This window comes from Flavobacterium granuli (assembly GCF_900129705.1).
Lineage (GTDB): Bacteria > Bacteroidota > Bacteroidia > Flavobacteriales > Flavobacteriaceae > Flavobacterium > Flavobacterium granuli.
Genome location: NZ_FQWO01000001.1, coordinates 629,090 through 654,311, shown reverse-complemented (window position 1 = coordinate 654,311; position 25,222 = coordinate 629,090). Strand labels below are relative to the sequence as shown.

Sequence of the window (25,222 nt, the reverse complement as noted above, 5' to 3'; positions counted from 1 at the left end):
TTCAGTGTTTTATTTTGTGTAACTATCTGGAAAATAGTTTTTTATTTTGAATTTGTTTTTATTCTATATTAATTTTTTTACTGAAATCTCCTTTGTCAGTTATGATTTTTACGATATAAATGGCCTTGTTGATGTTTTTAATTGGAATTTGAATGTAGTTTTGCTTCTGATCTTTGATTTCCCAATTCCCTAAGTTTTGGCCTAATATATTGAAAACATAAACTTTGGTTACTTTAGTATCAATCAGCTTATTTATAATATTCAACATTTTGTTATTATTAGAATAAAAGACGGTGAATTCTTCATTGCTGTTGACCACGTCTGAAATAAGGGTTTCGTTCTTAAATTGTAACGAGAAACGCTTGTTGTATTCCCCTATAGGCAACGAAATACTAAAATCTTTATTACGGATATCGTGATAAATTTGAGTTAGCTTATCGTACAAGTATATTTCAAGAGTAGTGGGGATGTTTTCTAAAGCATCAATTTTGATGGTGACAGTACCTTCGGCAGCTAAGCTAATGCCTAGAGGTATTGTTTGTTCTTTATTAATGTCAGGAATGGCCTGAATCGCAAAAGGGCGGTCATTCATTTCCCAATAGATATCATTTTTAGTCATGTCAATCATTTGTGCATCATAACCAATATCAAATTGATTCGTCGTATTAGCATCTGCTGTAAGTAATATTTGTCGGTGTGAACCAGTAGGAGATAGGAATCCTAATCTTATTTTTAGTCTTTTATCTTCAAGTGAATTTTGCTCTTTTGAATTTTTAGTTGCAGCAGTTTTCATAAATATAGAACTTCCTGAAGTTTCTCTCATAAATGCTCGTTGGCTATTTTTAAAATAGATATATCCTGGAGTAGTTGCTGTCGAAATGGAGCCCTGAAGTGAAGGATTAGGAGTGGCATCCACAAAGAAGGCTTGCCCTACAGGGATATAACGGCCAGGTGTTCTTGAACCTGGATTGCTCGTACCCGAAGTTAGAGAAGAGTCATCAACGGCTGGCAATCCTCCTGCCAAAGAATAAATAGCATAGCCACCCTCGTATTGCGCTAATAAATGGTTGTTTGATAAACCAAAATGATCCCAAAAATAGAGAACGCCATTAAACGTGCTTGTGGCTCCTGTACAACCGTCACATCCATTCAAGTTGCTTCGAATAAATGCGTCAGCATCAAGCGCACTAGGATAGGGGTTTCCTATCAAATAGGTTTGATCCTTAGTTAAAAAAGAGGTTGTGATATCGCCAGAATTTGGCTTTCCTACAAAAACGTAATTTTGAGTAGCATCAATTGCTGCAGTTCCGTCAGTTCCTTTCATGCTAAATCCATCTCCTACTTTTATTGGAGCGGCACTACCAACACGTTTCCACTGATAAAAATTGGCCCATTCGGAATTAGAATCTGGCGTGGTAGCATTATAGGTTAATATCCATCGGTTGCTTATTTTTATAGGTGAAGAAAGAGCGCCGTCAGCAAAGTAGGCTCCATCTCCAAAAGTGATGGTTTTTGGATTTGCAGCATCAGTTCCATCTCTTAAAACTCCAGCAACTGTATAGGTACTATTGTTGGCACTTACCGGAGAGGACCAATAATTATAATTGAAACTATTTCTTTGGCCTTGTTGGTCACGTTCGATGTATCCTGAGCTTGCTTCATCAAAAATACTTTCGCTGTATTGGGTTGAAGTATATCTTTTTTGTACCAGTTGGGATTCTCCCACTAGATCCATGAAGCCATCTAATTTTAAATAATGAGTAATCCATAAGCCATGACCTTGATTTGTTTCATCTTGAACCCCCGCATTGGTGATTATTAAAGAATTTGATTGCACGATAAGACCAAGAAGTGTAAGATCTTGCGCGTTTGAAATGACTTTGTGATTTGTCTTAACAATATTCCAATCTATGGATTCGTTATTGATTCCCTTACTATTCGGAACGTTCCAAACACTAAAATTAGTCCATGTGTTATCGGTATCCCAATTTTGGTTAGAAACTCTTGTGGTGTATGGGATAGGAGCTGTTTGTTGCTCACTGGAATTTATATTGTGCAGTCTGCCACTTATGCCTTTAAATGCATCTAAACTACCACATGTAACGGTCATTCGATAATAGCCAAGAAGGTCGCTCCATAGCAATGAATCGTCTTCAGAACCATTATTGTCATAGTCCGATCCATAAATTTTTAATGGAATAACCACCCCGCCAACATCGGAACCTAAGACATCAATTTCTTGATTCATCATTTGTCGTATATGTTGTATAGATAAGGCTTTATTCCAAATTTTTAATTCATCAATCCAGCCATGGAAATAATTGGTAGGCTTGCTTGGCGAAGTTTGATCCATAGCGCCCAAAAGAGCTTCTATAGTATCCGCTGTTTGATCCGCTGCTGTGCCGTTTGTGGATCCTAATTCTATTCCATCTATATAAAGTTTATAGATAGAACCGTTAAAAGTAACGGCTAAATGATACCAACGATCAGTTCCAATGGAATGAGATCCAGTACTAACAGTTCCAGATCCAAAACTATTATACCAATTAAATCTAACTTGTCCGTTAACAATGCTTAAATCATAACCTTTAGTATTATTTCCGGCATCTTTTCTGGAGAAAACGGTTCTGGTATTGCTTACGGAGTTCGGTTTAACCCATACTTCGATACTAAAATTGCTGTTTGAATTATAATTGTTTTTGAAAGAAACATAGTCATTAGTACCGTCAAAATCGACAGTTTTACAATCTATAAGTGTAACATTTAATTCGTCATAACAACCGTTTGTAAGCGTCCACCTTAAGGTGTAACTGCCAGGGTCTGCTGTGAAAATAGCATCTGGATCTGTTGCACTTGAAAAGCTTGCAGAGTTACCGCATGACGAAAAACTGGAGCTTACAATGGACCAAATCCCCGTTACTCCTGTACCGGGATAGTCAGTGTCACCGGCAGCAGTATTGGGCACAACATAAAGATTGTTTTTCCAAGCTCCTTTAGTAAAATTGCTTACAGCGGTTTTACTGTTGTCATAAGCATTTAATTGTAATTCTGATTCCCCACAATTGCTCGCGAGCGGTGAATAATCTTCTCCGGCATAGGCCAAACTGGTGTTTATGTTTATATAATTAGTACCTGAACTATTGTATGTTCTACAGCCATTTACTAATGTGGTCACTCCGTACTCTCTTATACCGGGAGTAACCGGCGTAACGGTCGCTGTTGTCCCTGTTGCAATGACAGTACCATCTTCATCGGTCCATTCCAGTTCATCATCAACTTGGGCAAATGCAAAACCTACATCATCAATTGCCCAGCCACTGGCTACATTGTAGGTGGTATTGTTTTTGCATTTACTGGAAGGATGATTAGGGAAAGATACATTGCCGCATTGTGAGCTGCTTCCGGTAAAAGTAAATTTAACACGTAATCCGGATAGTCCGGCATATTGACCCAAATCTAATCTCGTTAATCGAAATGGATCTGCTGCTGGATATCGTTTATTATTTTGACATTGCCCATTGGGGTCAACCACATGAACACCTGTTGTGTTTCCGGATGTTAAATTATCGCCCTCCATTGTATTAAGAGTTACCGTATAGGTGTCTCCTGCATTAAAAGACAATTCAATCTTTCCTGAACCGCCATTACAAAAATAATATGCGGTATAAAATTGCATTATTGCTTCACTTGAGGTCATTCCAATCGTACTAAAAACAGGGGTTTCCAATGTTGTTATATTGCCAATACCGTTAGACATAGCGAATTTGGTATTGTCAGAAGTGTCATAAAATATACCACTAAAAGTTCTGTTGGTTCCTCCATTAGATTCTTTCCATGTAGTCTCGGTAGTGTTATTACCGCTTGCAGGGAAGAATCCATCTATTCCGTTAACACGCCAGCCATCAGGTTGTGCGTAATTAAATTTACCGCCTTTACCAAATTGTCCCGCAGCTTGATCATAAAAACTTTCCGCACTTACGGTTACCGAGTCATTTAAACAAATGTCCAAAGCCGTGTGGCTTACAATAATTGGCGGCTCCCCCGGAGGTAAGAATCTGGCATAGGCTTCTGCTGATGTTTTGGTTATAAATTCACCTAAATCATTTAATTCTTGGATTTTTAGTCGTACAAAAGTATCACTGGTCAATCCGGTTAGTGTGTAAGTCAATAAACCGGCAGTATTAGGTATTAAAATCCAGGTTTCCCCGTTATCATTGGAATATTCCCAATTGAGTATATTAGAAGCTTGTAAATCATAAGTGCCAATAGCCTGTATAGTGAATTTAATGTCTTTGGGTACTGTAATTCCACCAGGACAAGCCGTTACTTCCACCAGTGCACTTGGTGGTTGAGGATTGTCTGGAATCGGATTTACAATTTCTCCGGTTAAATATGTAAATAGATTTTTTGGAGGCTCTACAGTAATTGTCGCTACACAGCTGTTTGAATTTCCATTGACGTCGATAGCCGTTAAAGTAGTAGTAGTGGTATAAACATTGGGGGAATCTGGGAATACACTGGGAGAAACGCTTAAAGAGGCAATACCACAAGCGTCATTTGATCCATTGTCAACATTTGAAGCTTTTATAGTAGCTACTCTGGTAATGGCATCAACCACTACAACATAGTTTTTACATAGCATGGTTGGAGGAGTGTTGTCAACAATATTTATTGTTGCTGTGCAGCTATCACTATTTCCGGCATTATCAAATACCGTGAATGTAACGCTGTTTTCTCCAACATTACTACAGTTAAATGAGTTTGGAAAAACCGTCATATTGACAATTCCACAATTATCAGAAGAACCGTTGTCTAAATTTAATGCGGCAATATTTATTGTTCCATTCGAACTTAAGAAAGCGGTAACATAACTTTTACAGACTGCTGTAGGCGCAATATCGTCTATGGCAATAACTTTGAAAGTACAGGAACGGGTTCTATTGGCGCCATCTTTTGCTGTCAATGTCACCGTTGTAATTGCGGCAGAAACTAATGATCCTGGAGCAGGACTTTGAGTAATGCTTAAGTTACTATCACAATTGTCTGAAGTAGTAGCCAATGAAGTATAATCTTGTAAAATGAATTGACAATTAGTGTTGTAAGTGACATTTTGATCCCCTGGACAACTTATGGATGGATTTTCATCGTCAATTACGGTAACGGTTTGATTGCAAGTAGCGGTCAATCCGGCATTGTCTGTTACGGTCCAAGTTACGGTTGTAACACCAATTGGGAATTGGTAAGTGGCAGGATTTATAGTATTGCCGGCTACTTTGCTAACTACTGAGGAAATTCCACAGTTGTCACTGGTTGTTGGTGTTCCAAGTGTTACTGTTGTAGAACAGTCTCCGGTTCCGTTTGCACTGGTATTGGCAGTTTTGTTTCCGGGGCAGGTAATTGTTGGCGGTAGGTTATCTGTTACGCTTACTATCTGATTCGCTGTTGCAGTGTTTCCTGAAGTATCAGTCACCGTCCATATTACGGTAGTATTTCCTAATGGATAAGAGGTTGATGGGTGATTGTTTGTTACCGATGCGACAGCACAATTATCTGCAGTTGTAGGACTTCCTAAAACCACACCAGTTGCTGTACAAGCGGTATTGGTAGTAGTAGTAATAGCAGGAGGTGCTGTTATTGTAGGTTTGATGTTGTCGGTTACAGTTATTGTTTTTGTTCCAATGGTTGTTGTTCCCGCAGCATCAGTTACGGTATAAAGAATGGCGGTTGTTCCTCTGTTAAAGATATAAGTTCCTACTTGCCCAGCAGTTGTTGTTTTGGTTGTAGCTCCGCTAAGGCTATATGAAATAGTTGCTCCACTACAATTGTCTGAAAATGTTGCGTTAGTTACTGCAATCGAAGCCGTACAAAGTCCAGCATTTGTATTTGCAGTTTGGTTTGCACCAACAGTTAAAACAGGAGCAGTTAAATCTTTGGCAGTAATGACCACAATTTCAGAATCCATATTTCCGGCGGCATCGGTAGCCGTTACCGTGACATTTATGGTTCCGTTGTGAACGGCAGCCTGTGTTGTTCCCGCCGCAGGACTTTGAGTAATGGTTGTTCCGGTACAATTATCAGTTGCAGAAGAACCATCAACCAAATTTGGAATGCTAACGATACAACTAGCGTTTAAAGTAGCATTTTGACTGGCTTCGGCTGTTAAAACAGGATCAGTTAAATCTTTGGCAGTAATGACCACAATTTCAGAATTCATATTTCCGGCGGCATCGGTAGCCGTTACCGTGACATTTATGGTTCCGTTGTGAACGGCAGCCTGTGTTGTTCCCGCCGCAGGACTTTGAGTAATGGTTGTTCCGGTACAATTATCAGTTGCAGAAGAACCATCAACCAAATTTGGAATGGTGACTATACAACTAGCGTTTAAAGTAGCATTTTGACTGGCTTCGGCTGTTAAAACAGGATCAGTTAAATCTTTGGCAGTAATGACCACAATTTCAGAATTTATATTTCCGGCGGCATCGGTAGCTGTTACCGTGACATCTATGGTTCCGTTGTGAACGGCAGCCTGTGTTGTTCCCGCCGCAGGACTTTGAGTAATGGTTGTTCCGGTACAATTATCAGTTGCAGAAGAACCATCAATCATATTTGGAATGGTGACTATACAACTAGCGTTTAAAGTAGCATTTTGACTGGCTTCGGCTGTTAAAACAGGATCAGTTAAATCTTTGGCAGTAATGACCACAATTTCAGAATCCATATTTCCGGCGGCATCGGTAGCCGTTACCGTGACATCTATGGTTCCGTTGTGAACAGCAGCCTGTGTTGTTCCCGCCGCAGGACTTTGAGTAATGATTGTTCCGGCACAATTATCAGTTGCAGAAGAACCATCAACCAAATTTGGAATGGTGACTATACAACTAGCGTTTAAAGTAGTATTTTGACTGGCTTCGGCTGTTAAAACAGGATCAGTTAAATCTTTGGCAGTAATGACCACAATTTCAGAATCCATATTTCCGGCGGCATCGGTAGCCGTTACCGTGACATCTATGGTTCCGTTGTGAACAGCAGCCTGTGTTGTTCCCGCCGCAGGACTTTGAGTAATGATTGTTCCGGCACAATTATCAGTTGCAGAAGAACCATCAACCAAATTTGGAATGCTAACGATACAACTAGCGTTTAAAGTAGCATTTTGACTGGCTTCGGCTGTTAAAACAGGATTCGTAGTATCTTTTAATGTTATTGTAAAACTGGTAGTATTAGTGTTTCCATTGCCGTCATTGGCAGTAATTGTTATAAGTTGTGTTGTATTGTGTCCGTTGATTATCGTTCCCGAAACAGGAGATTGTGTTTTTATGATACTTCCTACGGCAGTACAATTGTCAGCTGCAGTGGTAAAACTAGTATAATCAGGAATGTTAAAACTGCAGGAAGCACCAACATTTTCGTTTTTATCGACAATAGGAGTCAGTGTTGGACTTTCAATATCTTCTATTACGATGGCTGTCGTTAAGGTGTTAGAGAAGTTTATGCCGCTAATATCGGTTGTAACCGTAAATGAAATTAAATAATTTCCAAAAATGTTTGGGCTAAATGAAGAAGTGGTTATATCTGAATTGCTTGATAATATCCCAGAAGAAATTGGAATAATTTTTCCATTTGGATCTGTTATAATCCAATTATAATTAACAATATTTCCTGCTGCACCTCCATAATGACCTTCTAATGTCACAAGTTGGTCTTTACAACTTGAAGAATTAGTTGTTGGTAAAGTTATTACAGCATTAATTGTCCCGCCAGAGGTAGTTATTTTACCAAAAGTAACATAGTCACTAGAACCTGTTGATTTACATACAGCGTATATTTGGTTCCCAATTAATATTTCATCATTATGTGTACAGCTGCCACCAATACTTCCGCTGTTTTTTAATTCAATAAATGGACTAGGGCTAGGTGATGGTCTTAATGGTAAATTTAAACTTATTTGGGGACCATTAAAATTCAATAATCCCCCATCAATAATTAAATTTAAAGTAGATAAAGTAATATTATAAGGGTTTGGCGGATTTAGATTTAATTGTCCGTTTATGATTACAGAACCCATCAAGGCTGTAGATAGATTAGATGATATTGTAATTGTATCTCCAACTTTGATTGTTACACTATAAGAGCCCGGAAATTGACCAGGATAGCTAGTGGCATCTGTCCAAGTTCCATTCCAAGTTTGCCAGGATAAAGCCGAATTCCAATTTCCAGTTGCTTTGGATTGATAATCACCAATGACTTGCCCAAAACTATAAAGAGAACTTAATAACAATAAAATTATGAAAAAGTATTTTTCTTTCATGATAGCCTACATTTTAGAATCAAACAGTTAGTTGTTATAAAAAGGAAACATTTTAAGAATCTTTGCAACAATTCTTGAATTACAAAAGGGCAATTAGGATAGGTATTATTTTCAATAAAAACCTTCCATTGATCTCTATTTTATGCCAAATTGTGTTTGGGAATAATCAGGATAAATGTTTATAGAGCTTAGTTAGTCCGTTTTTTACCAACTTTTTTAATGTTATGTGTCTTAAAATTAGTGAATTATGTTGGCTTGAGGTTCATCGGAGTCTTTTTTTCGATAAAGAGATTTTATACACCGACAAATGACATGGTTTGACTAATTTAAAAGCTTTATTTTTTTTGAGTTTGCTTATTTTAAAGAAAAACTGCTTTTGTAACTTCGGTTGTTTTTTATTTTTAGCTAAGATGGACGAGGCAACCGACAACCCACAACTCACAAATTAATTTAAAATTAAAACTGATAATTAATATTCGCTCCTATCAACTTCTTCAAATCATCTATAAAATGGTTCGAAAATTCTCCCGATAAGGCTACAGAAATAAACCATTAAACAGCAACTGTTTAAGGGTTTTTTATTGGGAATCTATTTTGAAAAAGCAAACTTCAGATCGGATCAATGCAAAAACATGTGGAGCCAGAACAATTAGGCATAACTATTAGTTAGTCTAAGAAGAAAAAATTCAACATTCCTCCTTCCTCTGAATTATGATTAAAAAGCTTCTTTTTTTCTAATTATTCCTATCAGTCTTAAGTGTTTTTTTGCAGGAATTCGATAAGTGTTTTTTTAGTGCTTAGGTTGGCTCTTCCTTAGTGTTTTATTGCTGGTTGCTAGCTTTGATGGTTCAGTCATACACTATTTGTGCTATATCAGTACTATATCTATGCTTCAAAAAGTCGAAATTCATATGTTTTCTTGCAATTAAAAGCTTTTTAAAACATTAGTTTATTGTTGGAAAAACCAGTCAAATTGACCACTGCTTTTCGCACAATGCTTTTATAAAAAACAGTACCTTATAATTAATTCCTTTGATTATTAGTAAGTTAGGAGTGGGATTAGATTGTCTTCATAAAAAAGCCTTTCAACAGGATTAAATCTACTGAAAGGCTTTTTCTTTTGGGAGTCACAGGTTCTGCATGTATTTTGTTGGTTCACTGCTATTTTTTGACTTTTTTGCTTTGCAAAGTTAGTTTTATAATTGTTGACAGCTATTGGCTTGCCAGTGAAAGTTTCTTCAAGGGTATTACCTTGTAAAGAAAACTGTGGACGAACTTTGTTATAAGAATAAGGGAATGTACTTTTTCAAATGAATTTATTTTAATTAATGTGCAAAATTCTGACTGTTTCCAGGAAGGTTTTTGCACATGATTTGAAAAAAACTAGTAATCAAGAATCATTTAATTTTTTTCTTGAAGTAAGGTAATTGTGTCGACAAGATTATGGTTTGTGATATAGTCCAAAAACAAAATATTCTACCTCTTTTTTATTCTCGGGTGAAGTGGAAAAAGAGTTAAGATAGTACTCTGTATTTTCATCAGCAATATAAATAATTTCAGTGTAGCCTTTTGAAATTAAAGTACCTTTTAATTTCAAAACTTTTAGCACGCTGCTATTATCAATTTCTTTTTTAACTCTTAGCTTAATAGTTTTATCCATCGGGTTGTTTGGATTTTTATTTATGCGCAATAATAATATGTTCCGTAATTTTTAGATTTACTTATATCTTATCAAGCAAAAAAGAGACACTTGTGAAAGTCTCTCTTTGGAATTAATTATATCTTTTATAAAAGGTTTATTTACCTTTCAATAACTTCTCTAAATACTCAACTTTTTCTTTTTCTGCTTGAACCAACCGTTCGTAAAGTTCTACAACTTTATCTAGGGGATTGAATGTACATTGATGATTATGACCAAAAGCACCTTGACTATTGCTAAAATCAGTATCATTAAAGGTATTGAAATAGTTAATCATTGCTTCTTCTGAAAAGTTTTTAATTGCTTCTGCAGTTACACCAAGCGCCTTTGCAACCTCTAAAAGTTTTTCTTCATTAATATTTTCACTTGCTTCAATGTTAGAAACAGATTGTTGGCTTACTCCAATAGCAATAGCCAAGGCTTCTTGTTTTATACCCTTAAGCTCTCTGATTCGGCTGATATTTCTGCCTATATGTTTCGGTTTTGTTGCTGTGTTCATAGTTCAAAGATATTTAAAATTCTGTCGAAAAAAATGCATTGGTAAAAAACAAGTCAGTTTTGGTTCGATACAATTCCGGATAGTTCGGTACGGTACTAAATCTTCTTTACTTGCTGTATAATAAACAAAAATACAAATTAAAAATAATGTTTAATATGTAAAAATTAAAATTATGAATGCAATTGACAACTCAGGATTAGAAATACTTAGCACCATTATTGTTGAAAGTATTAGCACAAGTGGTATTTACTGCTTTGGAGAAAAAAACAGATTCTAGTAGTCCGGAACCCATTTAGAGAATCTGCTTCTGTACAAAAAGAACATACTCATTTCTATTTAATGGTTTTGACAGATGAATATATAATTAATGTCGTTGCCGATATTAGCGATATTATAAAAACAAAAACAGAAAGTCGTTATACAGTAACGCTGTTAATGTATAAAGTTAAATCGGGTCATTATCTGACACTACATCAATTATATTTTTACCAGAAGTTGTTTGATGCGGTATAATTTTTTAGTGTTTGTGAAAGAGTTGGTGCTTTAATTTCTCAAATCCCCCCTCTCCTTTTTTTTCTTCTTGTTTTTCAACTCTTAATTCGTATTGTTTATTAAAATAAAACAGTTTGAATGATAAAGTATTGCTCTTTAATTTTTCTCTTTCTTAAGATAATTGATAATTAAACAAAGATAATATTGAATTAATACATATACTTTAGTTATTATATCTTTACATTTGTAAATTTGTATAAATTTAGCAAAAAAAGCTTGTCGTGTGTTTAATAAGATGCTTGAAATACGCTTAATATTTACATATTTTCAAATTCGAATCTAGATTTTTAAAAAAGCATCAATGCGTAGTTATGTAGATAATATCGAAAATTATACACTCAAAAGTGATTCCCTACTTTGGAAAGAATTCTTGCAAGGTGACATCGTTGCATATGAACATATTTATAGAACATACCTGCCAATCTTATACAATTACGGATGTAAAATATGTCAAGAAGAAAGCCTTGTTTTAGACAGTATTCAGGAACTTTTCATTACTTTACTAGAAAAAAGTACTCGATTATCCGAAACCGATTCTATTAAATTTTACTTGTTAAAATCGCTAAAAACAACTCTAATTCGAACACTTGAAAAACAAAAAAAGAGAAAAAACAAAGAAAACAAGGCTGCCTTTGATGTTTCTTTTTACTTTGATGAAAATTTCGATAATAGTATCCGGGAGGAACAAATAGCAAAATTGAAACAAGCTTTAGAAAATTTATCTCCAAGACAAAAAGAAGCCATTACTTTACGATTCTATGATAATCTTTCTTTTGACGAAATAAGTGAAATCATGAATATCGAAGTTAACTCTGTATATAAAATTTTATATAAGGCTATCGATAATTTACATCAAAAAGTGAACTTAAATGCCAAAAATCCTATTCTTCAAGCAGGCATTATTAACCTTCTCTTTCTATTGAATCCAAAATAAGTCTTATTTTAAAAGCACACAAGTAGTACTTGATGAAATTTTTATTTTCGTTCTAAAAAAAAACAATTTATTTTTAATATTCTTAAAATCAAATGTTTAACAACGAAAATAAAAGACAATTTTTTAAAATACTGCATCCCTATAAGAGTATTTTATTTTTTTTACAAAAAAAATAAAATACGTAGGGATAAAATCACCTACTTCTGTCTTTATCTATAAAAAGGAATTTAAACTCATTATGGAACAAGCCAAAAATAAATACATAACTTATACTGTCATAGATTTCGTTTTGGACGAAAATTTTGTTTCTTGGGTACAAAATCCAACAGCAAATTCTGATGCCTATTGGATGGCAGAATTAGAGACTAACCCCACACTTCAAAATACAGCAGCTGAGGCTCGATTTGCTATTTTGAACTTAAAAACAACTACAAAAACCGCGAAGCCAAAGGATATAGAAAAAATTTGGAAGAATTTAAAAATTGCCCACCAGAACTCTTTTCCTGCACCTAAAAAAAAGAAAAGCGTTTATTTATTATTTCCGCAATGGAAAGCAATAGCGGCATCGGTTATAATTGTAATAAGTGCCAGTTCATTATTTTATTTTTTAAACGACAAGACTATCACTCCATTGATACCAAAAACCATAGCTATCAAAAGCGATGTAAAACCGGGAGTAACAGGAGCCATTTTAACCTTGGGCAACGGCTCTAAGGTAGTGCTGGATAACCTAAGTAGTGGGAAATTGGCAAACCAAAAAAACACGGTAGTAATTAAGAAAAAAGATGAACTAGTTTACACCCAAGGTAGCAATGCTCAAGAAGAACTAAATACATTGACTACACCTAGAGCCCATCGCTATAATTTAATTCTTGCAGATGGAACCAAAGTATGGCTTAATGCTGCTTCATCCATTACTTTTCCAACTGCCTTCATTAGCAAAGAACGAAAAGTTGTGATTACAGGCGAAGCTTACTTTGAAGTTAGTAAAGATCCTAAGCGCCCGTTTAGAGTATTTGCCAATGACATTGAAGTAAAAGTACTAGGAACCCATTTCAATATAAATGCTTATCAAGACGAAGACAATATAAAAACAACCTTGTTAGAAGGAAGTGTACAGCTTAGCAAAAACGGCAAAAAGGTATTCCTAAAACCTGGCGAACAAGGTCAGGCATCCAATACCGGTACTTTGAAAATTGTTTCAGATGTAAATTTGCAAGCGATTATGGCTTGGAAGAATGGTACTTTTTATTTTCAAAATGCAAGCATTCAAATGGTATTAAAAGAGATTAGTCGTTGGTATGATGTAACCGTAATTTATGAAAAAGGGATACCTAGACGATTTTTTGAAGGAGAAATTCAAAGAGATTTGCAACTTTCTGTCCTATTGAAAACATTAGAAAAAAGCAATGATATTCATTTTGAAATTGAAGGAAAAACAATAAAAGTATTGCATTAAAAGTACATTTTATTGACAAAAAAATGTTTGTAATTCAAAAAACCAGCAATGCGACAACATTGCTGGTAGGTTCTAAAAAAGAACAGCATTGGAAGATAAACAGATACACGCAGAGTACACAAATTTATTATTAACCAAAACCATTACAAAAGTATGAAATTATTTTTACAAAGTAACAAGCCCACGAAACCACGGCTTAGTTCAAAAACAAAACAAATTATGAGACTAACATCCGTACTATTTATTAGTTTGGCATTTCAAATGTCGGCATCTGTCAGTTCGCAGAATGTTACTTTCAAGGGAAGCAATTTAAGTGCCCGAAAAGTACTATCTGTACTTAAAGCACAAACCGATTATGTGTTTTTTTACGAAAGGGAAATTCTTAATGATTTTCAACCCGTGAATCTTAACCTTCAAAATGCCTCTATAGAAACCGCATTAAAAAGTGCTTTTGCAAACGAAGCTATTAGCTGGAATATTGTTGATAAAACAGTTTTTTTGGCTACAAAAAAAGAGCTTCCTGCTGTAAAATTGGAAGTGCTACAGATAATTATTAAAGGTACAGTCACCAATGAAAAGGGGGAACCCATTCCTGGAGCTAATGTACTTGCCAAAGGAAGTACTGTTGCGGTGCAGACGGATGCAGACGGTAATTTCTCTATTAATGTATCTAATAATGTTACCAAGTTAGTGGTTTCTTTTGTTGGTATGGAATCACAAGAAGTGATAATTGGAAAGAATCCCCTTATCATTGTTTTGAAAGAAGAAGGACAAAATTTGGAAGACGTGGTAATTAATGTGGCTTATGGTAAATCATCCAAAAAGAAATTGGTGAGTGCTATAGCAACCATTGATACCAAAGAAATAGCAAATGCGCCTTATACATCGGTCGTTAATGGATTAGCTGGTCGTGCAGCTGGTTTATTTGTTCAGGAAAGTGGTGGAGAATATGGATCTCTTGCTTCAATTTCAATTCGTGGAGGTGGTGAGCCTGCCTATTATGTAGATGGGATGAAGGCTTCAAAAGGAGAGTTTTCAAGAATTGCAGCAAGTGATATAGAGAATGTTTCTATTCTTAAGGATGCGGCCGCCACGGCTCTTTACGGTTTTGATGCTGCTAATGGAGTTGTACTTGTCACCACAAAAAGAGGAGATAATCAGAAGATAAAATTTTCATATAGTGGGAATTATGCTTTTGTAACGCCAAGTTTAGAACCAAAGTATTTAACGGCTTATGAAAAAGCAATTTATAAAAATAAAGTTTATTTTAATGATGGCTTACCGGCTGTATATGATGCTGAGATGCTTAATATTCTTAAAAATAATCTTGATCCAATTGCACATCCAAATACGAACGCTTATAAGGAGCTGATCAAACCATCATCAGCTCAATTGGCGCATAATTTATCTATGAACGGAACCGTAAATAATACACGTATTTTCATGTCACTGGATTATTTTAGTCAAGATGGTATCTTTAAAACAGGATCTGATTTGGGATTCAAAAGGTATGCCTATCGTTCAAATATTTCTCATAAATTTGAGGATATCGGATTGTTGGTAGAAGGGAATATGACATTGCAACATAGTTTGAAAGTAACCCCGCCAAGAGGTTCTTCTAATATATTAAGTCATGTAAGAAACTGGAACCCTGGAGATCCTTTTTACAATCCTGAAGGAAATTATTACGGGCAAGAAAATCCATTATCTGAAGCTGATGATAGGGCGGGATATCAAAATGATGAAGTCAATTTTGTCAAAGGAGGTTTGTCTTTGGGATGGGATGTAAAAGGAGTTAAAGGATTGAAATTGTCTACAAGAGGGAATTATGTTTATGATAGCAGCTTTTACAAATATTTTAGTGCTAATCAACGTAATGCTGCACCTTCCTATACGTGGGCAAATCTTCTGGAAAATTCTGGAAAAGCTAATATTAATCAATCAACAGCTAGATCTCTTAGCTACAATTTGGAAGCACAGATTGATTACAAAAACACTTTTTTTGATAAGCATACAGTTGAATTAACAGGGGTGTATGTACAAAATGAAGCGAACGGGGATAATTTTAGTGCCTCAAGAAGGGATTTTTCATCACCTGCAGTAGATCAACTTTTTGCTGGTTCAAGTGTAGGAAAAGACAATAACGGGAACGGCTATGAAAGTGGATCTATAGGCTATATTGGGCGTTTAAAATATGATTTTAATTCTAAATATGTTCTTGAAGCTAATTTTCGTTATGACGGATATGATGGTTTTGCTCCAGGAGCTAAATTTGCTTTGTTCCCTTCTGTATCACTGGGTTGGAATGTTGACCGTGAGGAATTTATTAAACCTTTAATGGAGGTCGTAGGTTTGAGCTCTTTGAAATTCCGTGCTTCAATAGGTAAAATAGGATCAGCATTCGGTCGTTTTAGTTATTTATCAGTGTATAATTTACAAAATAACAATTACTATATCGGAGGGGAATATGTTACCGGATTTAGTGAAGGAGGCTTGACCCCTAGTAATGATGCTGCCACATGGACCACAACCGAATCTAAGAATGTTGGGGTAGATTTTGGGTTTATGAATAATAAATTGACAGGATCATTTGATGCGTTTTATTACCGGACTACAGGGTATTTAGGAAGCCCGGCATCTATTTATACTACTCCGTTAGGGCAAGGGTTGCCGCAAATAAATACAGACTCTGCTTTTCGTCGTGGTGGAGTTGAATTGGGGTTGAACTATAAAACCAATATCGATGACGTAAAATTGAATATTGGGGGTAACGTTTCGTATTATGATCAATTATGGGAGAAAAATGCAAACGAAAGTCTTACAGATTTAAAAAACCCATATAAACGAAGCACACATCAAGTAGATTATTACACAAATGGTTATATCAGTCAAGGATTATATCAAAGTTATGATCAAATGATTAATAGTCCACGTCGTTTAGGCGCAACACAAATGTATTTGGGAGATATTGTATACCAGGATTTTAATGGTGATGGTCGTTTAGATGGTGATGATCAGGTGCATATCGGGAAAAGTAGTTTTCCGCATATTACTTATGGGGCAAATTTGAATGCTGAATATAAAGGATTTAGTCTTGCAGTTTTGTTTCAAGGAACGAGTAACCGTCAAATGTATTTAGGAGATATTTATAGAAATGGTATTAATCAGAAAAATTATGTGATTCAAACAGATAGTTGGACTCCAGATAATACTGACGCTTTGTTTCCTCGTGCCAGTTCTTTTGACAGTGTAAATGGTAGCAATAACATTGCCGGATCTGATTTTTGGTTAAAAGATGCTTGGTATTTGCGTTTAAAAAGTTTGTCTCTGAGTTATGATCTAAAAAACTTCTTTTTGAAAGACTACAAAGGGATATCAAATTGCGCACTATCGTTTAGTGGAACCAACTTGTTTACCATTTCACCATTAAACAAATTTTATTTGGATCCAGAGACCAGTAGCGACAATAATTACGGATATCCGATAGGCAAAACATTTAACATAGGTTTAAGAACAACCTTTTAATAACATATAAACTAAAAAGATGAAAAAAATATATATTATAGCAGTCATTTGCGCAATGTTTGCAAGTTGTGAAGATGAGGTTTTAGACAAACTTCCTCTTGATAAATTTTCAGAAGCTAATGTTTGGTCTGATGGTTCTTTGGCCGAAGGTTTTGTTTTTAATATTTATGGGGATGTAGTTAGAAGATTATATGCAAATCAGAATACCGATGACTGGACTGATGAAATTATACCCAACAATGACGGAGAGCGCAGCATTCAACGCGGTGCTTTTGAAAACACAGCAGATTTTGGGTGGAATCAATATGGCACCATTCGCAAGTGTTGTTTGGCCATTAGCAAATTGGAGGAGTCAACAGTTATTGACGCAGGTGTAAAAAAACAATTAATAGCCGAAGCAAAAATGTTGCGTGGAATGACCTACTACTGGATGGCAAGACGTTTTGGTGGTGTAATGTTGGTTGATAGAGTTTTAAAACCGGATGAAGATTTAAAATTACCCAGAGCTACAGAGCGCGCAACTTATGACTTTATAATTGGCGATATAGAAGCAGCTATACCGGATCTTCCTGCTACTGCAGCGAAAGGGAGACTAACTAAAGCTGCGGCTCAAGCTTTCTTGAGTATGGCCGCATTACAAATTGGAGACTATGACAAGGTAATTGCAGCAGCAGATGCGGTTGAAAATATGGGTTTTTCATTAGATCCTGTTTATAAAAACATGTTTAACAGTTTTGCCGGTACAACTTCTTCCCCAGAGGTTATATTTGTTTATTATGCAGATAAAGACCATATGAATTTTATTGATACTCGCATGTTTAGAAACCTGCTTAATGGAGGTAATGGCCCAAAATTAAAACCTACTGCTATTCCTCAATTTGACCCAACAGACTTATTTGAAGCTTGGCCTTTGCGTTGGCCCTCACAAGAGTTAGTAGATGATTATCTGTTTAAAGTTGGCGGAACTGCAGTAAAAAAGAATGGAATTGAATTTCAGGGAGACAAATCGGGAGCTATTTGGCAAAACCGTGACGATCGTTTTGAGCAATCAATTGTAAGAGACGGAGCCAAATATTCTAAATCAATCTTTACATTCCGTCAAGGAGGGAATGCACACTGGACATCAAACCCGGTTAGTGATTGGGGAGTGCCAAAATCAGGATATATGTTTCGTAAATGGATGTATGAAGACCAATTTTTCTTTTTTGATTATCCAGTATCATGGGCTGAACCTATTTTCAGACTCGGAGAGGTGTATCTAAACAAGGCGGAAGCTTATGGTCGTAAAGGAAATATAGCAAAAGCCATCGAATACATGAACAAGACACGTACTGTTCATGGTGGATTACCTGCATTAGCTGCGAACTCGGATGATGCTGATTTTTGGAAGTTTTACAAAATTGAGCGCCATGTAGAAATGACACAAGAAGACGATCGTTATTGGTCATTGATTCGTTGGGCAAGAGCTGAAAATGCTACTTCTATACCTCAACTTAATGGATATAAACCTCATGCCATGGATATGTTAGCAGATGGCACTGTCAACGTGGTTGAGAGTATTTATGCAGAAACAATGAAGTTTGAGTTTCCAAAAAGATTATTCTTTCCTATACCTAACAGTCAAATTAGAGAGAATGACAAACTGAAACAAAATCCAGGTTGGGAATAATTTATAACCATTTTAAAATTTAAGAATATGAAAAAAATACTATATATATGTTCTGTTTTATTGCTGGCTTTGACGTCATGCGTAAGTTCAGGATTAGATGAACTTCCAGTTTATAATGAGGCCGAAATTACAAACTTTAACTTAGAGCATAGGTTTTTGGTAACAAATGCAAACGGAGTTCAGCATATGGAAGTTGTAACACTTGGGGCAACTGTAAATATTGATGCTGCAACAGCTACTATCACAGCTACTCCTACAATTCCGGCTCCAACTTCTACTTTTACACAAAATGAGCGTAGGAATGTAAGTCTTGAAAAGATTGTAGCTTATACTAAATTATCTCCAGCCGCTAAAATAGTGCCTTTGGAAGGGGCATCTGCTTTTGGTGCACCAGGTGACTTTACGAAAGAGCGCAGATATATGGTAACGGCAGCAGATGGCAAAACATCAAAAATATGGACAATTAAGGTGAATCCTCTTCCTATTATTAACGAGTATGAAGGAACTTATAAAGAATCAGGTACCTTGATTCGAGGTGCAGGTCCAGCGGATATACTTACTGGAGAAATTTATCTTTCATCTGTTAATACAAACACCCTTCTTGCTCAGGCCGGAACATCGGTTTTCAATAACCCGGCAATTTTGTATCAAATTAAAGTTAATGCAGACAATACAGTAACGATTATGAGCGAGCCTACTGCCTCGGTTGTCATTACACCGCAGGCTGGTGTACCATCAACATACAATCCTGCAACAAAAACATTTGATTTGCATTATCAATACACTACTTCTGCTTTAAGGAAGTTCGATACTCAACTGGTTTTAAAGTAATAGAATAATCAAATAAAGTCCCATCATATTATTTTACCTAAAATAGGATGGGATAATTTAAACTCTTATAACGAATTGAATTTGTTAGGATATTCATAACAAGTTCGCATTTAAATTTAAGTTTGGTTTTTGGTAGAGAAAGGTGTCGTGAGATTTAGTTCTTACGATGCCTTTTTTTAATAAATTTAGAACTAAACGTTTAAATGAATATTAATCTCGATGTGGTTTTTAAAATCAATAGGACTAGTTTTTTTTAACAACTAGTCTGTTTTTAAATTTTATTTTTTTTTTAGAATGTGAAAATAATTGTTATGGGTTGATTTTTAAGTATAATAGTATGCGATTTTTTTATTCGAAGCTCTACTTCGAGGAATTAAACCTAAAGAGATTAAAACCAAAAAAAAAAGAAAACAAATTCAGATAAGTAAATAAACCAAAATATAAAATGAAAACCACCATGTTTCAGACATTTAAATCAATTTTTATTGCTTTATTAACGTTGTTTGCAATCCAATCAGGAATATATGCACAACAGACTAATATTGTCCGATTATCCGATTTTGGAGTTAAATCAAATAGTTTTGAAAATGCAAGTGAAGGCGTTAAAAAAGCTATTGAATTTTGTAAAGGCAAGACAAATGCTACTTTATTATTGCCGGGAGGTCGTATCGACTTATGGCCGGAAGGCGCAAATAAACGCGAACTTTATATTTCCAACTCAACCGAGGATGACACTTTATCAAAGGTGAAAAATATCGGATTTTTATTCGAAAACTTTAAAAACCTAACCATAGAAGGCAACAATACTTTGGTGGTTCTCCACGGCAAAATGGTCTCATTTGCTATTTTGAACAGCGAAAATGTTTGTTTAAAAAATATCAGATTCGATTATGAACGCCCAACAATTTCGGAATTAACCATTAGTTCAGTATCTCCTGATTCAATTGAAACAATAATTCATCCTGATTCAAGATATTTTATTGATAATGGTCAGATTGGTTTTTATGGGGAAGGGTGGAAAAGCAAATCCTATCATGCCATCCTTTTTGAGGCCGATAAAAGCCTGATGAAGTATAATTCCTTTGAACCATTTAGCAAAGGTAGGGCGGTACAAACCAGTTCTTTGCATGTAACTTTTCAAGGAGATTTTTCAAAATCTAGTTTTCATCCCGGAGATATTTTAACCGTACGCGATCCGTATCGCGATAACTGCGGAGGTTTCATTAGCTTGAGTAAAGATATTCAGCTCGAGAATGTGAAAATGCACTTTATGCATGGGTTGGGAATCGTTTCTCAATTTACCGAAAATATTTCGCTGCTAAAAGTGGTGGCTGCCCCCCAGAAAAATTCCAGACGGATCATCGGTTCATTTGCAGATTGCTTCCATTTTTCTGGGTGTAAAGGCAAAATAATGATTGACAGTTGTTTTACTTCGGGCTCGCACGATGACCCAATCAATGTTCATGGAACTCATATGAAGATCATGGCTGTTACTAAGGACAAAAAAATAACAGTTCGTTTTATGCACCATCAGACCTATGGATTTGAAGCTTTTTTTGCAAAAGACAGTATTGCTTTTGTAAATCCGCAAACGCTTATGCCGATAGCTTATGCCAAACTTAAGGATGCAAAATTGGTAAACAAACGCGAAATGGAATTGGAATTGGATGGGGAATTGCCAGAAAACCTGAAAGTGGGGGATTGCATCGAAAATATCACCTGGACTCCTGAAGTGACCATACGGAATTCCCGCTTTGAAAGAACCAACACCAGAGGGTTACTATTGACAACCCGCCGAAAAATTTTAGTTGAGAACAATATTTTTTACCGCACGGGCATGCATGCCATTCTGATAGCAAATGACGCATCAAGTTGGTACGAATCCGGAGCTGTGCAGGACGTAAGCATTCGAAACAATATGTTTGAAGAATGTGCCTATAATTCGGCACCTGATAATTATGTAATAGCGATTGCTCCAGAAAACCATCAATTGGTAAATGGGTATTATGTGCATAGAAATATTCGCATAGAGAATAACACTTTTAAAGTCTACGATCGCCCCATTTTGTCGGCGCGTTCTACTAATGGACTGGTATTTAGCAATAATACCATAAATCAATCCAGTTTTCTGAATGCCGGGACAAATGAATCGACACTTAGATTAACTGCCTGCAAAAACGTGGTCGTTCAAAAAAACAAGTTCAATACAACTTGGGAACCAAAAATCACCTTAGACCAAATGTCAAAAAAGGAACTGAAGTCAGACACTAAAAAAATAAAATAAGTAAATAATAGCTGCATAAAAATTATTAATATAAACGATGAAAAATTTTAAAATCATAAGTTTAGTTTTGGTACTTTTTGTATTCTGTTCCGCTGCTTCAGCACAGAATCCGAAGCAATTGAATGGCAAAATAAAACAAGTAAAAAAAGTTCAAAATATTCCCTATAATGTCGCTAATTCCCTTTGGAATCAGGATTTGGGAAACCACAGGGCAGAAATTGCCGTAAATTCCGTAGGAAAAGCTGTCCATGTATTATTGCCATGGAGAAGAAGGGATGTTAATTCTGATCAAAAACGATTGATAGTTACAGATAAGCAGGGTAATGAAATGAAAAATATTTACCGAATTGATATCAATAGGGAGTCAGGAGAGTTCGTTTTTGAACCAGAAAGTGGTGCAGGGACTTATTTTGTTTATTATATGCCTTTTAAAGGCAAAAAAGGAAATGGCTCTTTTGAAGGCGATTATTTAAAACCCGAAATAGCTCCCGAACAGACTTGGGTTGCAAAGAACGATATTTCGCATCCTTTCAATTTAAGTAAAAGTAAATTAGTAGAAGCCAAATTAATTCAGTTCCAATCCAGAACCGAGTTTGATAGTTTTTATCCAATGGAAGTATGCGCTACATCCTCTGAAGTCAATCAATTGACAAATTCAGGCAATGCGAATTATTTGTTGTTTCCTGAAGATCGCAAATATCCAATTCGTATGACTGGTGATTTGCCTCAACGTTGGATACAAAATAAGCCAAGCAGTCAATTTAAGGGAACGGCTAAACGTAATGAGTATTACGCTTTTCAAATAGGAGTTTTTGCTGCCAAAGAAAAGCTGGAAAACCTGAAAGTTTCATATAGTAATTATCAGGATAAAATAATCTGTTTTAATCTGGGAGGAATAGACTCTGAAGGGAAACCTTTCGCGAAGCGAGTAGATGTGCCAAAAGGGAAAGTGCAAGCATTGTGGTTTGGTATTGATATTCCGGAAGATACTCCTACTGGAGAATTTTTAGTGGATGTAACCATTCAACCCGAAAATGAAAAGCCACAAAAAGTTACAGTTAGCCTTCAAATTGAAGAGGATGTTTTGGCAGATCGAGGAGATAGTGAGCCTTGGAGACATTCCAGGCTTCGTTGGTTAAATTCTACATTGGGAATCAATGATGATGTTGTGGCTCCCTATAAGCCATTGACTGTAAAGGACAAAACAATAAGCTGTTTAATGCGTAGTATTCGTTTGAACGACTTGGGTTTGATCGATACTATGATTAGTAAGGAGAATCCTGTTTTGAATAATCCGATGCAATTTATTGTAGAAACTGATAATGGAATCGAAAAACTTCTGGCAAAGTCGATGCATTTTACAAAAAAATCTGATGGTGTGGTTTCTTGGCTGGCCGAAGCTTCAAGTACAAATGTGGCATTAACGATCAATGGGACCATGGAATTTGATGGACATATAGGATATGCAATCAAGGTTAAGGCATTGAAAGATATACACATCAAAAATGTTCGCTTAGAAATGCCTGTGAAAAAGAAGATTGCTCAATATTTTATGGGAATGGGATTAGACGGTCGTTATTGCCCTGAAAATTATGATTGGAAATGGAAGGGACCTCAGGACAGTTATTGGATAGGTATTGTAAATGCTGGATTTCATTGCGAAATGCGAGGAGCATCCTATAGTGGTCCATTATTGAATTTGTATCATCCTGAACCTCCGGCTAGCTGGTATAACCAGAATAAAGGGGGATTTAAAATCAGCTCATCAGCAAATGAAATAGTTACCACTTCTTATTCAGGCGAATATCAATTAGCAGCCAATCAAGAATTGAATTTTGAATTTGCTATATTGATAACTCCGGTGAAAGAGCTTAATACCAATGATCAATTCACAAACCGATATTATCATAATGGCAATCTTCCTGCACCAAAAATGGAAGATTTAAAGTCAGGAATTAAAGTGACTAATGTGCATCATGCCAATCCCGTCAATCCCTATATAAATTATCCATTTGTGGCTGTTGATACCATGAAAAACTTTGTGAAAAAGTGGCACGAAAACGGACTGAAAGTCAAGATTTATTATACCATTCGAGAGTTGACTAATCAGGTTGCTGAAATCTGGGCTTTGCGTAGCTTAGGAAACGAAATTTTGGGAGAAGGCTCGGGGGGTGGTTATCCTTGGCTTCAAGAACATTATGTTGATAATTACAATGTTCAATGGTTTACACCTATTGCGGGCTATGAAGCTTGCGATGCAGCAGTAATCACAAGTGGACAATCAAGATGGTATAACTATTATATCGAAGGTTTAAATTGGCTGGTAAAAAATGTGGATATTGATGGATTATATCTGGACGATGTTTCCTTTGATCGTTCGATGTTGAAACGCATGCGAAAGGTTATGGATGCCGCTAAGCCGGGATGTCTCCTCGATTTGCATTCCAATACAGGTTTTTCAAGAGGGCCAGCTATTCAATATGCTGAATATTTTCCTTTTATAAACAAGCTTTGGTTTGGAGAAAGTTTCATATATGATAAAATGACTCCGGAAAACTGGATGGTTGAAGTGTCGGGAATTCCTTTTGGTTTAATGGGAGATATGCTCCACGGTGGCGGTAATCCTTGGCGAGGTATGGTTTATGGGATGACAGTTCGTTATCCTTGGTATACTGAAGGAGTAAACTGCGATCCACGCGAAATCTGGAAAGTTTGGGATTCGTTTGGCATTGCCGACGCAAAGATGATGGGCTATTGGGATGCTTTATGTCCTGTTAAAACAGACAATCCAAATGTGTTAGCTACAGCTTATGTAAAAAATGGGAAGGTATTAATTGCTTTAGCATCATGGGCATCATCAAAAACAGATGTTAAATTGGTAATTGATTGGAAAGCTCTTGGTATTAATCCAGAAAAAGTAACCTTAAGCGCTCCTGAAATTGCAGGATTTCAGACTTCAAAAAAATATGGAATTAATGAGGTCATTACTGTCGAACCAACTAAAGGCTGGCTGATTCTTATTGAGCCATCAAAATAGTTCAATTCAATTTTTGAAAAGAAAAGGAGTTTTAAAAAAGAGGGGGATTGGAACAGCAGTGCGTATCCTACGATTGCCTGCCAAACCTGAAAAAAGAATTTGTAGATATAATTAGCGGTAAAAAACAAGAGTGTTTTCTAAAGATTATTTTTACAAATAAGACTGTTGCTAAAGTATACATGAAGAAATTGTAAATTTACGCTGGAGTGATATTTTTGTATCAACTAACGGAACAAAGTTTTTTCGAATCAAGAATTTAAAAGTTATAAGAGCTAGAAAGAAGAAAGAAAAAATATATAAATATGCTCCGATAAATAATGATTTATTCGATTTATTAATAGAAATGGGACATAATAAAAAAAAATAAATACGGAAGATTATATATTGTTCCCAAAAAGAAGTCTTAAATTTCGGATTTTAAGTGGCTA

Annotated in this window: 10 protein-coding genes; 7 read left to right on the top strand and 3 right to left on the bottom strand. The window is 35.8% G+C overall.

The features are described from left to right. Positions 1 to 58: 58 nt before the first annotated feature. The 3 genes from BUB25_RS02725 to BUB25_RS02715 form a co-directional block, all read right to left on the bottom strand. Positions 59 to 8,305, bottom strand: coding sequence for a LamG-like jellyroll fold domain-containing protein (locus tag BUB25_RS02725; protein ID WP_072939444.1), 8,247 nt, complete (start codon positions 8,303 to 8,305; stop codon positions 59 to 61). 1,441 nt (positions 8,306 to 9,746) lie between these two features. Further along, positions 9,747 to 9,965: a hypothetical protein gene (locus BUB25_RS02720; protein ID WP_244533801.1), complete on the bottom strand. Its 219-nt coding sequence runs from the start codon at positions 9,963 to 9,965 to the stop codon at positions 9,747 to 9,749. A gap of 136 nt (positions 9,966 to 10,101) precedes the next feature. Then, positions 10,102 to 10,503 (bottom strand): helix-turn-helix domain-containing protein, encoded by a 402-nt coding sequence (locus tag BUB25_RS02715; protein ID WP_072939441.1) that lies wholly within the window; start codon positions 10,501 to 10,503, stop codon positions 10,102 to 10,104. 853 nt (positions 10,504 to 11,356) lie between these two features. On the opposite strand from BUB25_RS02715, the gene BUB25_RS02710 reads away from it, so the two are divergent. The 7 genes from BUB25_RS02710 (at position 11,357) to BUB25_RS02680 (ending at position 24,794) form a co-directional block, all read left to right on the top strand. Next, positions 11,357 to 11,989 (top strand): RNA polymerase sigma factor, encoded by a 633-nt coding sequence (locus BUB25_RS02710; RefSeq protein ID WP_072939439.1) that lies wholly within the window; start codon positions 11,357 to 11,359, stop codon positions 11,987 to 11,989. Positions 11,990 to 12,227: 238 nt separating this feature from the next. Then, positions 12,228 to 13,448: a FecR family protein gene (locus tag BUB25_RS02705; RefSeq protein ID WP_072939436.1), complete on the top strand. Its 1,221-nt coding sequence runs from the start codon at positions 12,228 to 12,230 to the stop codon at positions 13,446 to 13,448. Between the two features lie 219 nt (positions 13,449 to 13,667). Then, on the top strand, positions 13,668 to 16,973 hold the full coding sequence (locus BUB25_RS02700) for a TonB-dependent receptor (protein ID WP_170066879.1): 3,306 nt from the start codon (positions 13,668 to 13,670) through the stop codon (positions 16,971 to 16,973). Positions 16,974 to 16,992: 19 nt separating this feature from the next. Further along, complete coding sequence (locus BUB25_RS02695) at positions 16,993 to 18,642, top strand: RagB/SusD family nutrient uptake outer membrane protein (RefSeq protein ID WP_084089395.1); 1,650 nt, start codon at positions 16,993 to 16,995, stop codon at positions 18,640 to 18,642. A 27-nt stretch (positions 18,643 to 18,669) separates the two neighbouring features. Continuing rightward, entirely contained in the window at positions 18,670 to 19,473 is an 804-nt protein-coding gene (locus BUB25_RS02690; RefSeq protein WP_072939426.1) for a DUF5018-related domain-containing protein, read from the top strand. 457 nt (positions 19,474 to 19,930) lie between these two features. After that, a complete protein-coding gene (locus BUB25_RS02685; protein WP_170066878.1) occupies positions 19,931 to 21,757 on the top strand; it encodes a right-handed parallel beta-helix repeat-containing protein in 1,827 nt (608 codons plus the stop codon). A gap of 37 nt (positions 21,758 to 21,794) precedes the next feature. Further along, complete coding sequence (locus BUB25_RS02680) at positions 21,795 to 24,794, top strand: glycoside hydrolase domain-containing protein (protein WP_211297009.1); 3,000 nt, start codon at positions 21,795 to 21,797, stop codon at positions 24,792 to 24,794. Positions 24,795 to 25,222: the final 428 nt, after the last annotated feature.

Coding starts and splice junctions, on each gene's coding strand:
- BUB25_RS02725 (WP_072939444.1), bottom strand. CDS start 8,305: ATGAAAGAAAAATACTTTTTCATAATTTTATTGTTATTAAGTTCTCTT.
- BUB25_RS02720 (WP_244533801.1), bottom strand. CDS start 9,965: ATGGATAAAACTATTAAGCTAAGAGTTAAAAAAGAAATTGATAATAGC.
- BUB25_RS02715 (WP_072939441.1), bottom strand. CDS start 10,503: ATGAACACAGCAACAAAACCGAAACATATAGGCAGAAATATCAGCCGA.
- BUB25_RS02710 (WP_072939439.1), top strand. CDS start 11,357: ATGCGTAGTTATGTAGATAATATCGAAAATTATACACTCAAAAGTGAT.
- BUB25_RS02705 (WP_072939436.1), top strand. CDS start 12,228: ATGGAACAAGCCAAAAATAAATACATAACTTATACTGTCATAGATTTC.
- BUB25_RS02700 (WP_170066879.1), top strand. CDS start 13,668: ATGAGACTAACATCCGTACTATTTATTAGTTTGGCATTTCAAATGTCG.
- BUB25_RS02695 (WP_084089395.1), top strand. CDS start 16,993: ATGAAAAAAATATATATTATAGCAGTCATTTGCGCAATGTTTGCAAGT.
- BUB25_RS02690 (WP_072939426.1), top strand. CDS start 18,670: ATGAAAAAAATACTATATATATGTTCTGTTTTATTGCTGGCTTTGACG.
- BUB25_RS02685 (WP_170066878.1), top strand. CDS start 19,931: ATGTTTCAGACATTTAAATCAATTTTTATTGCTTTATTAACGTTGTTT.
- BUB25_RS02680 (WP_211297009.1), top strand. CDS start 21,795: ATGAAAAATTTTAAAATCATAAGTTTAGTTTTGGTACTTTTTGTATTC.